Genomic DNA, 14,984 nt, shown 5'->3' with positions numbered 1-14,984 from the left:
CCCCCGCCCCCCCGCGCTGGGCCCGGCTGGCCGGGTGGCCCCGGGGGGGGGGGGGGCGGCCCGCCCCCCCCCCCCCGCTACTCTGCGCTGCCGTCACTTGGGCAACGCGGACTTCCCGGTCTCACGCATCGTGAGGACGGTGACGATGCCGACCGCGGCGACGGCCATCACCCAGTACGCCGGTGCCATCGAGCTGCCGGTCGTCTCGACCAGCTGAGCCGCGATGTACGGCGCGCTGCCCCCGGCGATGATGGTGCCGATGTTGAAGCCCAGCGCGACACCGGTATAGCGCACCTGTCGGGGGAACAGCTCGGTGAACTGCGGGAACGCCGGAACCTGCGCGAGGCCGTTGAACATCATGTAGACGATGTAGACCAGGGCGACCACCACGAGGCTCCCCGTCGCGCCCATGATCGCGAAGGCCGGCCAGGCGATCACCAGATAGGCCGCGTAGGCCCCGAGCAGCACCGGCCGGCGCCCGAAGCGATCGGTCAGGATGCCGGCGATCGGGAAGGAGGCGCAGGCCAGCGCGATCGCGATGGCGGACGTCCAGTACACCGACTGCTGCGGGAAGCCCACGTCCACCAGATAGATGTTGAAGTAGGTCAGCCCGATATACCCGGTCCCGTTCATGGCGATCGCGATGCCGATGACGCGCAGCACGGAGATCGGATGCTCGCGCACCACCTGCAGCAGCGGGCTGCGGACCACCTCGGCCTGATCGGCCATCTCCTCGAACTCGGGGGTGTCCTCCAGCTTGACCCGCGCCCACAGGCAGAGCGCGGCGAGGGGGATCGACACGAGGAACGGGATCCGCCATCCCCAGGCGGACATCTGCTCGGAGGTCGTCAGCTGGGACACCAGGCCGACCACGGTCGCGGCGACCGCGAAGCCGAGCGTGGAGCCGATCGGCGTGAGCGAGCCGTAGATGCCGCGCCGGCCGGCCGGGGAGGACTCGGCGATATAGGTCGCGGCGCCGCCGATCTCGCCACCGGCCGAGAACCCCTGGGCCAGGCGGATGAGGACCAGCAGGATGGGGGCGAGGATGCCGACCTGTGCATAGGTCGGGAGCATGCCGAGGAGCGCACAGCACACGCCCATGGCGACCACCGTCACCACGAGGGCCCTGCGGCGCCCCGTCCGGTCACCGAGCCGCCCGAAGAACCAGCCGCCCAGGGGACGCATGACATAGGCGGAGCCGAAGACGGCGAGGGTCAGCAGGAGGGACACCGCCGGGCGCTCGCTGGGGAAGAACAGCGGTCCGATGGTCAGCGCCAGGAAGGCGTAGACGCTGAAGTCGTAGTACTCGATGAGCGTTCCCACACCTCCGGCGATCGCTGCCCGCCGGGCGGTGGACTCCGATACCGCGGGTGTCGCGGTCGGGGTGGACGAGGTCGTTTCGGTCATGATCCTTCTCCGTGTCGGTGCTCGGCCAGCATGAGGTTGAGTGACCCGCCGGCGCTGATGACGCGACGGACGCGATCGCTGGGGGGCGGGCCGGTGAGCGTCTGTGTCCCGTCGGCGCGGGGGATCCGGACGGTGGCGGTACGCCATTCGACGGCGACGGGATCCCCAGTCCGCACCGTCGAACTGATCCCGGGGACGGTCAGCAGCGGCATGCCGTTGTAGGTCTCGCCGCGCCAGAAGCCCGGCGAGAAGGACTCGGCCAGCACGGCGGCGATGCCCAGATTGCGCAGGGCGACCATCGGCGGATAGTGCGGATGTCCGTAGCCGAAGTTGCGGCCTCCCACGATCACATCGCCCGGTCGGACGCGGTCCACGAAGGTGGGATCGTAGGCCGTCATCGTCACCGCCTTCAGCTCATCGGCGTCGTAAGTCTTGATGTTCTCGACGCCGATGACGAGGTCGATGTCGAAGTCGTCGCCGAAGATCCAGGCGACCCGGCCCTCGATGATGTCCGCAGGAGGCGGGTATCCCGTCATCGGGGGGCCACCTCCGCCGCGCTGATCCGGCCGTTGACGGCGCTGGCGGCGACCGTGAACGCCGAGCCCATGTAGATCCCCGCATCGGTGCTGCCCATCCGTCCGGAGATATTGAGCACGCCGGTGGAGATGCAGATGTCGTCGGGATCCAGGGGGCGCTCGTAGCCGAAGCAGAAGTCGCAGCTGGAGCGTGCGATCCGCGCGCCGGCATCGCGCAGTACATCCAGGAGCCCCTCGCGTTCGGCCTGATCGTGCACGGCCTGCGAGGTCGGGACGACGTTGAGTGTGACGCCCGGGGCGACCGTCCGGCCGTCGAGTACCGAGGCGGCTGCGCGGATGTCCTCGATCCGTCCGCTCGCGCAGGATCCGATGAAGGCCTTCGTCACACGGGTGTCCGCGAGGTCCTCGGCGTGCATCGTATTGGCCGACCGGGCGGACCCGGGTGTCACGACCCGGGGTCGCAGCTCCGTCAGATCGATGGTGTGGACCGCGGCGTAGGTCGCGTCCTCGTCGGGCCAGACGGGGTTGAGGGGGCCATCGGTGAGACGGCCCACGTGCTCGAGCATCAGCTCGTCGGGCTCGAAGACCGCCGACACGGCTCCGGTGAACATGGCCATGCCGCACAGCGACTGACGGTGGTCGATCTTCATGGTTCGCGCGCCGGGCCCGCCGAACTCCATCACCTGATGGGCGCAGCCGTCGGCGCCGAGCCGGGCGATGATCTCGTGGACCAGGTCGCGGCTGTCGACTCCCGGCTGGAACTCGCCGGTCAGCTCGAAGCGGGTGGTGGCGGGGATGTCGAGATAGAGCTCGCCCTTCACCCATCCCTCGAGGAGATCGCGGCGCACGCCCCAGCCGAGCGCGTTGAAGGCGCCCGCGCCGGAGATGTGGCCGTCGAAGTGGATGAGGAAACGGCCGGGGGCCGCGTAGCCGCGCTCGGCCATGACCTGGTGGCCGATGCCGTCGGCCTCGTGCAGCGTGATCCCGTAGTAGTCGCACCATTCGCGGGTGACGCGGTGGACGTCCTCCTCGCGCTGATCGCCGCGGGTGAGCATGTGGTCGATGAAGACCAGGTACCGCTCGGGCTCGGCGAGCTCGGTGATCCCGAAGTCGTCGTGCATCTGACGGAACATCACGTCGGTGTAGCCGGGGAAGTCGTAGGCGATCATGTGGTCGGGCCGGCAGGGGAGGTTCTGTCCCGCCTGCACCTCGTCACGCCCCGCGGTACGGGCGAGGATCTTCTCGACGATGGTCTGTGGCACGACTCCTCCTCAGGCGCTCTCGGGCAGATAGGTGTGCTGGATCCGTTCGACATCGGCTGTCCCGATGAGGTCGACGAACCGGTGGTGCGCCATCGCTCCTTCGTCCTCGCCGACCTGCGCCGGTGCCTCGTCGCGAGCGAGGCGGCTCAGGGTGCGTTCGGCGACACCCGCGACCGCCATGAGCAGCTGGGTCGGCAGGATGGCGAGCCCCACCCCGATCTCTCGCATGACCTCCGGCGTGAACGCCTTCTCGGTCCACGCCGACGCGGTCAGGGTCGCCATCAGGGGCACGCCGACCTCGGCATGGCATGCGGCCCACTCCTCGACGGTGTCGAAGGTCTTGGTGACCGGCATGATCAGGTCGGCACCCGCCTCGACATAGGCGACGGCGCGGCGCAGCGCCTCGTCTCCGCGGGCATCGGTCCGGGCGATGACCATCATGTCGTCGCCGACGGTGTCCTTCACGGCCCGGATCTTCCCCGCGGCGGCGGTGACGTCCAGCAACGGAAGGGCGGCCCCGGTGGTCAGCGGACAGCGCTTGGGGGACTCCTGGTCCTCCATGAAGACGGCCTCGACTCCGGCATCGAGGAAGCGCCGCGCGGTACGGACCGCGTTCACGGCATTGCCGTAGCCGGTGTCGATATCGGCGACGAGCGGCAGTGAGCTGGCCTCGCGGATCGTCCGGACGGCATGGAGATTCTCGGTCATGGTGTAGAGCTCGGCATCCGGGTAGCCGAGGCTCGCGGAGATGGCGAAGCCGGAGGCGCACAGCGCCGAGAAGCCGGCCTGCTCGGCGATGACGGCGGTGAGGCCGTCCCAGACGCCTGGGGCCAGGACGAGATCCTCGTCCAGCTGATCGCGTAAGCGGTTCGACATCGACTGCCTCGTTTCGTTATACGGAATGATGTGCGTAATGCGAATCGATCCTAGACGAGGCGCAGGTCACACTGTCAAGGGGTCACGCGGACTCGATCCCGATGCGCACCACGGTGCCGACGGGCGAAGATGGGTCCCATGCACCCGCTGCGAGAACTGACGGAGACCGAGCTCCGAGGGCGGACGAGCGTGAAATGGTCTCAGTATCCCGGCGATGTCCTGCCCCTCTGGATCGCTGAGATGGACGCACGCCCGGCCACTGCGGTGACCGACGCGTTGCAGGATCTCGTCACCCGCGGCGACGCGGGCTATGGCGTGGTCGGCCCCTATCGGGAGGCCTTCGCCGATTTCGCGCGGCGGCGGTGGACCTGGGCTGTGGCCGACGACGCGGTCATCGAGGTCGCCGATGTACTCACCGGACTGAGTACAGCGATCCGGCTCGTCACCGAACCGGGTGCCGCCGTCGTGGTGAATCCGCCGGTCTATCCGCCCTTCTACGAGGTCATCGAGTGGGCCGGCCGGCGGGTCGAGACCGCGCCCCTCGGCGGCGATGGCCGACTCGATCTCGACCGCCTCGACGAGGTCCTCGCCGAGACAGGTCCCGGCAGTGGCTATCTGCTGTGCAGCCCTCACAATCCGACCGGTGCCGTGCATACTCGCGAGGAGCTGGAGGCGGTCGCACGCATCGCCGCCGCACGGGGAGCCCGGGTCGTGGTGGACGAGATCCACGCTCCCCTCGTGCCTCATGGCTTCGTGCCTTACCTCGCCGTCCGCGGGAGTGACTCCGCCTTCGTGGCCACGTCGGCATCGAAGGCCTTCAACCTCGCCGGTCTCAAGGCCGGTCTGCTGGTGGCCGGATCCGATGCCGTCCACGAGCTGGCGGCCATCCCTCCCGTGGTCACCTTCGGCGCGAGCCAGTTCGGGCTGGTCGCGCAGACGGCGGCCTTCGGCGGCGGAGACGCCTGGCTCGATGCGGTGGTGGCCGATCTGGAGGACAACCGACGACTCCTGCGCGCCCTCCTCGACGAGTACCTCCCCGATGTCGGGTGGGTGAGCGGCGACGGGTGCTATCTCGCCTGGCTCGACTTCGGCGACCTGCTCGGCGAGGATCCCGCCGAGCAGATCCTCGAGCATGGACGGGTCGCGCTGAGCTCGGGCCTGCCCTTCGGACTCGGCGGCGAGCGACACGCCCGGCTCAACTACGCGACCACACCCGAGCTGCTGGAGCGCGCCGTCATCCAGGTCGCCCGCGTCCTGGGGTGACGTCCGGGATCGCGCGCCCATTTCCGCGTCGGCTCCGGTTGCCTTGCGAGAACACCGATGATTGTTTGGTGGTATGGAATCGATGAGAGTCCGCCGTCCGCTGACCTTGATCATGGCCGCGCTGGTCGCGGCCGGAACGCTCGTTCTGGGCTCGGCGAATGCAGCGAACGCGGGGACGATACGGACGCACTACTACGGGAAGAACTACTTCTCCTGCCTGTATCAGAGCAACGTCCAGCACACCAAGTACGCCCGCCAGTATCACGATGCGTACATCTCGGTGAACTGCAAGCGGCTGGCCTACGGCGGCGACTGGCAGTACGGGAGCCAATTTCGTTTCGGCGAACGGAAGTGACGGACCGGACGTTGCGCACGGGGAATGATCCACCGGCCCGGACGTTGACCTCAACGTGAAGAAGATCGGATTTCTGTCCTTCGGCCACTGGCAGCCGGCCCCCGGCTCGCAGGTGCGCACCGCGTCCGACGCGCTGAACCAGACGATCGAGCTGGCCGAGGCCGCCGAGGAGCTCGGCGTCGACGGCGCCTACGTCCGGGTGCACCACTTCGCCCGCCAGCTCGGGTCGCCCTTCCCGCTGCTCGCGGCCATCGGCGCCCGCACCTCGCGCATCGAGATCGGCACCGGGGTCATCGACATGCGCTATGAGAATCCGCTCTACTTCGCCGAGGAGGCCGGCGCGGCCGACCTGATCGCCGGCGGCAGACTTCAGCTCGGCATCAGTCGCGGGTCACCGGAGCAGGTGATCGACGGCTGGCGGTATTTCGGGTACGAGCCCTCCGAGGGCGACACCGATGCGGACATGGCGCGACGTCACACCGAGGTCGCGCTCCAGGTGCTGAGCGGGCAGGGATTCGCCGAGCCCAATCCGCGTCCGATGTTCGCCAATCCGCCGGGCCTGTTGCGGATCGAGCCGCATTCGGAGGGTCTGCGCGACCGTATCTGGTGGGGTTCGGGCTCCACCGGCACGGCGCGCTGGGCCGCCACCCTCGGCATGAACCTGCAGTCCTCGACACTCAAGGACGACGAGAACGGCAAGCCCTTCCACGTACAGCAGCGTGAGCAGATCGACGTCTATCGCGAGGCGTGGAAGGAGGCTGGACACGAGCGTGAGCCGCGGGTCTCGGTGAGTCGTTCCATCTTCGCGCTCGTCGACGACCGCGACCGCGCCTACTTCGGCGTCAACCGCGATGCGTCCGATCAGGTCGGCATGATCGACGAGAACACGCGCGCCATCTTCGGGCGTTCTTATGCCGACGAGCCCGATGCGCTCGTGGAGCAGCTCCGCGAGGACGAGGCGATCGCGGCGGCCGACACGTTGCTGCTCACCGTCCCGAACACGCTCGGCGTGGACTACAACGCCCACGTGCTGGAGTCGATCCTCACCCACGTCGCGCCCGCCCTCGGCTGGCGCTGACCAGCGTCGGGCCTCGTCGCCGACGAGGAGCGCCGACACCGTGGCCGGTTCCGCGTCACAATGGCGAGTGATGAACACCGACGAGGAGACCCCGCGACACTGGGCGCGCAACCACCGCTTCGGCGGGAAGGTGCCCTTCGGTGAGATCGAGCACCGACTGGGCATGACCACCGAGTCGTACAGCGCCTGGTTCCAGCGGCAGCAGCGGGTGCAGATGGCCGCGGTGATCTGCGGGGTCGCGATCTTCGGCGCCTTCGCGACCGTCGGGCCAGGAGGCTGGATCCCCGGCATCCGGGGCTCCGCCTCGGTCGATCCGATGAGCAGCGGGATGCGCGATGTCCTGTTGCCGCTCAGTCTGCTGCTGGGGATCGTGGGCATGGCGATGTTCGCGGTCCAGTGGTGGCGGATCGGGCGGCGTCGCAACGATCTCGCGTACGTCATCGCCGTGCTCTCGCTGGTGGTGTGCGGCGCCCTGACCCTGCGCTACACGCCCGACGATCTCGGCGAAGGGGTCTTCGTCCTCATGGGTGTCGTGACGGCGTGCGCGCTGCTGCTGATGATCGCCGAGACCTTCCTCTCCCGGCCCGGCGGCGTCTGGGCGTACCGTTACCAGCAGCTCGCCGAGCGGCTGGCCACACTCCCCGAGCGCACCCGCGAGGAGCTGCTCGAGGAGCGCGGGCGGATCCTCAACGAGTTGCTCCGCCGCAAGGAACTGCACCCCGAGGATGCCGAGATCCTGCGGAGCCTCCCCCTGGGCGGGTTCTGGGTGATGGAGCCACGATTCGAGAAGGCGGTCACCCGATGACGATCACGCTGCCGGCACTGCCCTTGGGGGTCAGCTGGTCGGTCTGTCTGCTCGACGCCCGGTCCGGCCGGGTGCTCGCCGAGCACGGTGCGGACCAGGTGGTGCCGACCGCCAGCGTCGGCAAGGTATTCGCGTTGATCGAGGCGGCGCGACGCATCGTGGCAGGTGACCTCGACCCGGCTGAGGAGCTCGGCTGGGATCTGGACGAGCGCGTCGCCGACTCGGGCCTGTGGCACCTGCTGCGCCAGCCGACGCTCTGCCTTGACGATCTCTGTGTCCTGATCGGTGCGGTCAGCGACAATCTCGCGGCGAATGTCGTCATCCGCCGGCTCGGGCTGGAGCCCATCGCGGCCACGACACATGCCCTCGGTCTCCGCGACTCCGCACTGCTCGACCGGGCGCGCGACGAGCGCCGGCCCGCCGATCCGGCCGCGCTCTCGCGTGGTCGGGCCGATGAGCTGAGCGATCTGATGGCACGTCTGCACCGCGACGAGGTCATCGGCGCCGCGGTGAGCGCACGGGTGCGGCAGTGGCTGGCGGGCACCACGGATCTGTCGATGGTCGGCGGTGCCTTCGGGCTCGATCCGCTCGCTCACCGGGCCGATGAGCGTGGGGTCCGGCTGTGGTCGAAGACCGGCACCGATCCCGGTGTGCGGGCCGATATCGGGGTCGTCGAGACTCCGGCGAGAACCATCGCCTATGCCGTCCTCGCGCACTGGGACGCGACCGGCCCCGACCGGCGCGACGACGTCCTCGCGGCGATGCGCGCGATCGGCACGCGGATCGCCGGCTGACCTTCAGCAGGTCTCGACGACGTGGCCCTCTTCGCCGGCGGGCAGTAATTCGCGGTCGCGCAAGGTGATCGGGTGGTCGTCGTAGCGGTCGCGGCAGGCCTCCGCGAAGGCCTCGCGCCCGTTGTCCGTGTACTCGATCTCGATGACGTCCTCGTCGTAGAGATCGGAGAAGGTGCGGCATTCGTCGAAGACGGCGCACTCTTCGGTGACGGCGAAGTCGAAGCCGAGCGAGGGACCGTCGACCTCCACGGCGTTCTTCTGGCCGATCGCGAGACCGTGCTCGTGGGCGAGCGCGGCGAGGTCGTCGGCGAAGGCCTCGGCGTCCCCGCGCGTGTAGAGGCCCTGCGAGCGGGTCCAGGCATCCAGGTTGTCGGCCTCGATCGCCTCGAAGCCGTCTTCGGCGCATCCGGCGATCCACGGCTCGACGAGCTCCAGCACCTTGCTCCGGAGCTCGGGCGTCGACAGGTCGAACAGCTGCTCGTCGGGCCAGTCCGGGTCGTACACCGGCCCGCCCGGCCCGGTCAACAACACCTCGGGACGGCTGCGCGCGAGATCTTCGCGTTCGTCCGGCTGGGTCTGGAAGGCGTTGACATAGCAGATCGAGTAGCGCGAGGAGTCGGGCTCATCGGTGCGGTCGCGGACCACGATCGTCACGTCCTCGTCGGGCTCATAGGCTCCGCCGAGCTGATAGTCGACCACGCCGCCCGGCAGCGGCTCGACGCTCTCCTCCTGGGTGCCGCAGGCCGTCAGCGAGAGCGCGGCGATGATCAGCGCGCACCGGCGCAGCCGAGACATCAGCCCGCGTGGGAGTCGATCTCGCGCAGGAGCCGGGTCCGGACATCGCCGGGTGCGAAGCTCGCTCGCACGGCCGCACGGGCGAGGTCGGCGATGCCGCGTTCGTCCAGTCCGAGCAGCTCGGCGGCGACCGCGTACTCATTGTTCAGCGTCGTCTCGAACATCGGCGGATCGTCGGAGTTGATGGTGACGGGCACGCCGGCCGCGACGAGGGCCGGGAGGGGGTGTTCATCGAGCGAGGGCGTCGACCGAGTGCGCACGTTCGAGGTCGGGCAGACCTCGAGCGCGATGCGGTGCTCGGCGAGATAGGCCAGCAGCTCCGGGTCCTCGGCCGCCGCGATCCCATGGCCGATGCGTTCGGCGCGCAGATGCCGGATCGCGTCCCAGATCGTCTCGGGGCCGGTCGACTCGCCCGCGTGGGGCACAGAGCGCAGGCCGGCGGCGATCGCCTGTTCGAAGTGCGGCGCGAACTGCGGCCGGGGAACGCCGATCTCGGGTCCGCCCAGGCCGAAGGACACCAGTCCGTCGGGGCGCAGGCGCAGCGCGGTGTCGAGGGTGACATCGGCCGCCTCGAGACCCGACTCGCCGGGGATGTCGAAGCACCAGCGCAGGCTCAGACCCAAGTCGCGTTCGGCCGTCCGCCTGGCGTCCTCGATCGCCTCGACGTAGGCCTCGGCGGCGATGCCCCGGACGATCGAGGTGTACGGCGTCATCGTCAGCTCGGCATAGCGGACGTTCTGTCCTACGAGGTCGCGGGCGACCTCGTAGGTGAGCGTCCAGAGGTCCTCGGGCGTGCGCAGCAGATCGACGACCGAGAGGTAGACCTCGATGAAGTGCGCGAAGTCGGTGAACGTGAAGTACTCGGCGAGCTGGGCGGCGTCGGTCGGCACGGGGGTGTCGCCGGCGTGCCGGGCGGCGAGCTCGGCGACCGCGCGCGGTGACGCGGACCCGACGTGATGGACATGGAGCTCGGCCTTCGGCAGGCCGGCGATGAACGAGTCGAGGCTCACCGTCCCATCATCGCACCGCCTCCCTCGGGTGGTGAGTGTTCCCGCACTTCGGGGTCGGAAGTGCGGGATAGCTCACCACCTACCGCGACCGGAGTGGTGTCAGCGGAGCAGATCGACCACGCCGTAGCCGATCGACGAGAGCATCGGCAGCGAGAGTAGGCCGAGGACGATGCCGTTGACCCACCGATGGTCGCGCAAGAGGGCCAGATACTCCCGGACCGTCGCACTCGGCCAGAAGTACCGCGCTGTCGGAGATCCGACGCTGTAGCCGGGCAGCCCGGCCTGCCGCATGAGGGTCGCGGCACGGAAGGCGTGGTAGTTGTTGGTCACCACGGCCACGCGCCGTGGCGCCCGGTCGGCGAGGACGCGCGCGGAGAAGGCGAGATTCTCCTCGGTCGTGGTCGAACGGTCCTCGCGCAGCAGCCGGTCGGCCGGCACGCCGTGGTCGCGCAGATAGCGCGCCATCGCGTCGGCCTCGCTGATCCGCTCGTCGGGACCCTGCCCGCCCGATACCACGATGACGGGATCGCGTCCCGCGGCGCGAGAACGGTCCGCGACGGCGCGCGCCTGGTCCAGCCGGGAGGCGAGCAGCGGGGTGACCTCCTCGCCCCGTCGCAGTCCGGCGCCGAGCACGACCACCGCGTCGATGGGGCCACCCCACCGCTTGTTCCACCACAGGTAGACCAGCGAGTACAGCAGGAAACCCGAGAAGACCCACCCGAGGTACATCATCGGCATGCCGAGGAAGAAGGTCCACGCGATGGCCCGGGGCGCCGCGCCCGTCACGGCGGTGATCGCGAGGGCGACGTAGCCGACGACCACGAGTCCCAGTGCGAGTGACACCAGGGTCGCCGCGCCGCGCCCCTCTCTGCGCAGCATCGTGACGGCATTGGCGACGAGGAAGAGCCCCAGAAGACTCACCGTCACCACACCGAGCAGCAGCAGGCCCAAGAGGATCCAGGCGGCGGTGAGGTCGTCACCCCACCGCGATGCCAGGTCGAGGATGTCGCCGAGCACGGCGAGCACGGCCAGCTGGACGGCGACGAGCAGGTACAGACCCGGTCGCAGGCGTCGCGGTTCGCGGACGACGCTCACCGTGAAGATCACGATGACGATCGCGAGAGGGGTCCAGACGCCGAGCCAGGGCACCCGTTCAGTCTGCCAGGGCCGCGACGAAGCCTTCGACGTGCTCGGCCAGCGCGTCGGGACGCTGCTCGGGCACCCAATGGCCCGCGTTCTCGACCGTCCTCACCTCGACCGAGGGCCCTTCGGCGCGACGTACGAGTCGCGGTGTCAGCACGCCGTCGTCGCGTCCCGGCAGCAGCAGCACCGGCAGATCCGTGGGCGGGCGGTTCGCGTAACGTCCCCGCCGTAGGTCGGGCATCTCGTTGAGGAGGAACTGCCGGTACATGGCGACACCGGCGCGAGCGCGAGCAGGGTCGCGGTAGCGGACGAGATAGACCTTCTTCTCGTCGGTGGTCAGCCGTCGACCGCCCCCGGCGCCCAGTTTGAAGACCAGGCGCAGGAAACGCTGTTTGAATCGGCGGTGGGCGGCATAGCCGAGGGGTCCTCCGGCGACGAGCTGGTAGGCGAAGCGCCACAGGTCGCGCCAGGGGATCGGAGCCCAGGGCGCGATGATCGCGGTCGCGACCACGCCGCGCACCCGGTCGGGCGCGATGGAGGCGGCGAGCAGCGACACCCATCCGCCCCAGTCGTGTCCGACGAGGACGGGCCGGTCCAGGCCGAGCGTCTCGCAGAGGTCCAGCAGCTCACGGGCGATGACGCGTTTGTCGTAGGCCCCGTCCTCGGGCGGCACCGCCTCACTCCAGCCGTGGCCGCGCAGGTCCACCGCGATCACATGATGTCGCTGTGCCAGCCGTGGGAGGACGTCGCGCCAGATCCACCAGTGCTGGGGCCAGCCGTGTACGAGCACGAGGGCGGGGCCCTCGTGCTCCGCGCCGGCCTCGGCGATGTGCAGGCGGACATCGCCGACGAGCACGTCACGGTGGATGACATCGCGCAGGGCAGGCGGTTCGACCATGACATCGATGATGTCACATCCCGGCCGGTGGGGAAATCGCTCAGGTGGCCGCGATGATGACCGAGATGGCGGCGGTGAGGGCGAGAATCCCGGTAGCGAGACTGGTCAGCAGGATGCGGGACACCGCCAGATCGGCCGCGGTGTCGACCAGCGGGACCGGCCCGGCGCGGCGGGTCGTCGTGATGGTCAGGGCGAACAGTCCGCTGACCAACACCGGCAGGACCGCGATCCATCCGGCCGATGGCAGCCACCGCAGGAATAACGCGCTCACCACCAGCAGGGCGAGCGAGGTGCGTGACCACGCCAGGGTGGTGCGCTCGGGCTGGGTCTCGGCGGTCATGTCTCGGCTCGTAGGGAGGTCATGCGAGTACCAGGCCGAGCACGACACCGGCGGCGAGTGCGGTGCCGAGGGCCAGCAGCGGCAACAGGGCGGGCCACGGCAGGGGGGTGTGGTGGCGCAGGCTCGACTCGACCCGCCGCCAGCGGAAGAGCGAGGTCGCGGCGATGATCAGGCCGATCACCACCGCGACGAGGGACGCCACCAGGCGGATGTCGTCGTGGAAGAGGTCGCCGCCGAAGGCCTCGAGGGCGACCCCAGCGGCGATGAAGGCGAGTGCTGTGCGGATCCAGGCCAGGAAGGTGCGCTCGTTGGCGAGGGTGAACCGCGGATCGGGCTCCGTGCCTCCGGGAAGCATCCATCGGGCGACGCGTCCACGACGGTCCTCAGCACTCACCCGCTCAGTTTAGGCTGCCCGGTGCGCAGCGCGGGCCGGGGCATGATCGCCAAGGTCCTCAGGTAGGCGTGTCGGCCTCGATCGCCTCGAGGGCGACCCGCATGTGGTGCAGGACGCGCAGGGTCGCGTCCAGGTCGGCCGCGGTGAGGTCGCCTCCGACCTGCCCCATCATGTGGTGCTCGCGGCCGGTGACGGCGTCGATGGCGCGTTGGCCGTTCGGGGTGAGGCGGACGAGGGAGGAGCGGCGATGGGCGGGGTTGTCGACGATCTCGACGAAGCCGGAGGACCGGGCGTCGTTCACCATTCGTTGCACGAACTGCCGGCTGAGGTCCTGGGCGCGGGCCATCTGCGGCACGGTGAGGTCGTCCTGGCGCTGAAGTTGGTCGAGCACGTTCCGGACTCCGACGGACATCCCCATGATCTGTTGGTCGCGTTCGACGATGCGGGCGACCTTCCGATAGACGGGGCCGAGGGCGACATACACGTCCGTGAGCCGGTCGGCCAGGGCATCGGGGGCGAGGGGTTCGCTCATGTGGTCAGTGTGACACCTCGGTTGTCAGGCGAGCGATACTATGACACCTTGGTTGTCATGAACTTCGCGACCACCCGCGCTCTGGACCTGGCCGACCAGCGCATCAGTTATGCCGAGACGCCCGGGCCGGCCGGCCCTCCGCCGATCGTCCTGCTGCACGGTGGCGGGGTCGACCACCGGATGTGGCGGCCCCAGGCGACCGCCTTCGACGATCGCCGGGTCATCGCTCCCGACGCTCGGGGCCACGGCGGCTCCTCGGATGCCTCCGCCACCTACCGGCTTGCCGACGATGTGATCGCTCTCCTCGACGCTCTGGGGATCGACCGAGCGGTCCTCGTCGGCGTGTCGATGGGCGGGGGCACTGCGGTCGATGTCGCGCTGGAGTATCCCGATCGCGTGGCCGCGTTGGTGGTCAGCGGCACCGGAACGAGTGAGGCCGAGTTCACCGATCCGTGGGTTCTCGAGATCCTCGCCGAGTGGTCGTCGGCCCAAGCTACCGGCGATGCCGAGGCCTGGATCGCCGCCTTCATGCGCTTCACCCACGGCCCGGAGCGAGGGCCCGAGGATGTCGATCCCGAGGTCTGGACGCTGATCGAGACGATGGTGCGGGAGGTCCTGGCACACCACGTGTCCATCGGCGACGACGGCCTGCCGGTGGCCCCGACCCCGCCGACCCCCGTCGCGGGGACCTGGGACCGGCTCGGCGAGATCGAGGTGCCTGTGCTCGCCCTCGCGGGAGCACTGGACAGCCGGGATCACCGCGCGCTCGCATCACGGTTGGTCGCCGGCGTCCGGCACGGCGAGTATCAGGAGATCGCCGGGAGCGCGCACTACCCGAATCTGGAGAGTCCAGGTTCCTTCACCGGTGCGATCGTCGAGCTGCTCCGCCGGTAGTCAGCGGACGACATGGAGCCGGTGCCATCGGTCCGCGAGCGAGGCCGCGCTCTCGTCGGGATGCCGCTGCCACCAGGAGATCGTCGAGCTGACCGTGCCGTACCAGAGGTGCGTGAGCAGGCTGAGATCCAGTGCGTCGCCGGTGTCGCTCACCGCCCGCACCCCCTCCGCCCCGAGGCGGTTGAGCTTCTCGCGGTACCCCTGGGCGGGCTCGTATCCGGCCGCCTCGCGAGGGAGGCTCGGATCGTAGATGACATGCCAGTCGGACCGGCGCTCCTCCAGCTGCGCCAGGATCGCCGTGATCGTCGCCTGTGCCCGGCCGCCGGGGTCCGGGCTCGTCTGCGCCGCGGTCACGGCGGCGACGAGTGGATCGCCGACCGCCCGGACGCATCTCTCGTGCAGTCCGTCGCGGGAGCCGAAGTACTCGTACACCAGGGCGCGCGAGATGTCGCAGGCTGTGGCGATGCGGGCGACGGACCCGTGCTCGTAGCCCTGCTCGCCGAACTCCCGGCACGCGGCATCGAGGATCTCGGCCTCACGCTCCGCTCTCGGGACGCCTTTGGTGCCGGTGGCCGGCGAAGGGGACTTGCGCATGCGGCCAG

18 protein-coding genes are annotated in these 14,984 nt (G+C 69.5%); 6 read left to right on the top strand and 12 right to left on the bottom strand.

All coding sequences use genetic code 11. The features are described from left to right. Positions 1-93: 93 nt before the first annotated feature. Genes JL108_RS09475 through JL108_RS09460 form a run of 4 tightly spaced genes read right to left on the bottom strand, consistent with a single transcriptional unit; the run spans position 94 to position 4,081 of the window. On the bottom strand, positions 94-1,407 hold the full coding sequence (locus JL108_RS09475; RefSeq protein WP_205198068.1) for an MFS transporter: 1,314 nt from the start codon (positions 1,405-1,407) through the stop codon (positions 94-96). Continuing rightward, on the bottom strand, positions 1,404-1,943 hold the full coding sequence (locus JL108_RS09470; RefSeq protein WP_143912818.1) for a 3-isopropylmalate dehydratase: 540 nt from the start codon (positions 1,941-1,943) through the stop codon (positions 1,404-1,406). The genes JL108_RS09475 and JL108_RS09470 overlap by 4 nt, the downstream gene beginning before the upstream one ends. Then, positions 1,940-3,205: an aconitase family protein gene (locus JL108_RS09465; RefSeq protein ID WP_205198067.1), complete on the bottom strand. Its 1,266-nt coding sequence runs from the start codon at positions 3,203-3,205 to the stop codon at positions 1,940-1,942. The genes JL108_RS09470 and JL108_RS09465 overlap by 4 nt, the downstream gene beginning before the upstream one ends. Positions 3,206-3,214: 9 nt before the next feature. Further along, positions 3,215-4,081 (bottom strand): oxaloacetate decarboxylase, encoded by an 867-nt coding sequence (locus JL108_RS09460; RefSeq protein WP_205198066.1) that lies wholly within the window; start codon positions 4,079-4,081, stop codon positions 3,215-3,217. Positions 4,082-4,219: 138 nt separating this feature from the next. Here JL108_RS09460 and JL108_RS09455 point away from each other — a divergent pair, with 138 nt between their 5' ends. The 5 genes from JL108_RS09455 (at position 4,220) to JL108_RS09435 (ending at position 8,376) form a co-directional block, all read left to right on the top strand. Further along, on the top strand, positions 4,220-5,344 hold the full coding sequence (locus tag JL108_RS09455; RefSeq protein WP_240190872.1) for a MalY/PatB family protein: 1,125 nt from the start codon (positions 4,220-4,222) through the stop codon (positions 5,342-5,344). 82 nt (positions 5,345-5,426) lie between these two features. Then, positions 5,427-5,699 (top strand): hypothetical protein, encoded by a 273-nt coding sequence (locus JL108_RS09450; RefSeq protein WP_205198064.1) that lies wholly within the window; start codon positions 5,427-5,429, stop codon positions 5,697-5,699. A gap of 55 nt (positions 5,700-5,754) precedes the next feature. Next, positions 5,755-6,777: an LLM class flavin-dependent oxidoreductase gene (locus JL108_RS09445; RefSeq protein WP_205198063.1), complete on the top strand. Its 1,023-nt coding sequence runs from the start codon at positions 5,755-5,757 to the stop codon at positions 6,775-6,777. Positions 6,778-6,847: 70 nt separating this feature from the next. Further along, positions 6,848-7,582, top strand: a complete 735-nt coding sequence (locus JL108_RS09440) for a hypothetical protein (protein WP_205198062.1) — start codon at positions 6,848-6,850, stop codon at positions 7,580-7,582. Further along, positions 7,579-8,376 carry a serine hydrolase gene (locus JL108_RS09435; RefSeq protein ID WP_205198061.1) on the top strand — a complete coding sequence of 266 codons (798 nt, stop codon included), beginning with the start codon at positions 7,579-7,581 and terminating at the stop codon, positions 8,374-8,376. Before JL108_RS09440 ends, JL108_RS09435 begins: the two co-directional genes overlap by 4 nt. A 3-nt stretch (positions 8,377-8,379) precedes the next feature. On the opposite strand, the gene JL108_RS09430 is transcribed toward JL108_RS09435, so the two are convergent. From JL108_RS09430 to JL108_RS09400, 7 genes are all read right to left on the bottom strand, one after another. Then, a complete protein-coding gene (locus JL108_RS09430) occupies positions 8,380-9,171 on the bottom strand; it encodes an endo alpha-1,4 polygalactosaminidase (RefSeq protein WP_205198060.1) in 792 nt (263 codons plus the stop codon). After that, on the bottom strand, positions 9,171-10,181 hold the full coding sequence (locus tag JL108_RS09425) for an adenosine deaminase (protein WP_205198059.1): 1,011 nt from the start codon (positions 10,179-10,181) through the stop codon (positions 9,171-9,173). Before JL108_RS09425 ends, JL108_RS09430 begins: the two co-directional genes overlap by 1 nt. A 99-nt stretch (positions 10,182-10,280) precedes the next feature. Continuing rightward, complete coding sequence (locus tag JL108_RS20465) at positions 10,281-11,330, bottom strand: YdcF family protein (RefSeq protein ID WP_205198058.1); 1,050 nt, start codon at positions 11,328-11,330, stop codon at positions 10,281-10,283. 4 nt (positions 11,331-11,334) lie between these two features. Beyond that, positions 11,335-12,222 carry an alpha/beta fold hydrolase gene (locus tag JL108_RS09415; RefSeq protein ID WP_205198057.1) on the bottom strand — a complete coding sequence of 296 codons (888 nt, stop codon included), beginning with the start codon at positions 12,220-12,222 and terminating at the stop codon, positions 11,335-11,337. A gap of 40 nt (positions 12,223-12,262) precedes the next feature. Continuing rightward, entirely contained in the window at positions 12,263-12,562 is a 300-nt protein-coding gene (locus JL108_RS09410; protein ID WP_205198056.1) for a DUF202 domain-containing protein, read from the bottom strand. A 19-nt stretch (positions 12,563-12,581) separates the two neighbouring features. Then, entirely contained in the window at positions 12,582-12,956 is a 375-nt protein-coding gene (locus JL108_RS09405; RefSeq protein ID WP_205198055.1) for a DUF202 domain-containing protein, read from the bottom strand. A gap of 58 nt (positions 12,957-13,014) precedes the next feature. Then, positions 13,015-13,488, bottom strand: a complete 474-nt coding sequence (locus tag JL108_RS09400; RefSeq protein WP_205198054.1) for a MarR family winged helix-turn-helix transcriptional regulator — start codon at positions 13,486-13,488, stop codon at positions 13,015-13,017. A gap of 57 nt (positions 13,489-13,545) precedes the next feature. Between JL108_RS09400 and JL108_RS09395 the strand changes: the two genes are divergently transcribed. Further along, a complete protein-coding gene (locus tag JL108_RS09395) occupies positions 13,546-14,382 on the top strand; it encodes an alpha/beta fold hydrolase (protein WP_205198053.1) in 837 nt (278 codons plus the stop codon). Here JL108_RS09395 and JL108_RS09390 read toward each other — a convergent pair whose 3' ends face one another. Next, positions 14,383-14,976: a TetR/AcrR family transcriptional regulator gene (locus JL108_RS09390; RefSeq protein WP_205198052.1), complete on the bottom strand. Its 594-nt coding sequence runs from the start codon at positions 14,974-14,976 to the stop codon at positions 14,383-14,385. Positions 14,977-14,984 lie beyond the last annotated feature (8 nt).

Source organism: Aeromicrobium sp. YIM 150415 (genome assembly GCF_016918125.1).
In the GTDB taxonomy this organism is placed as follows: Bacteria; Actinomycetota; Actinomycetes; order Propionibacteriales; family Nocardioidaceae; genus Aeromicrobium; species Aeromicrobium piscarium.
Note: the sequence above shows the minus strand (reverse complement) of the source record. Positions and strands in the feature narration are given on the sequence as shown.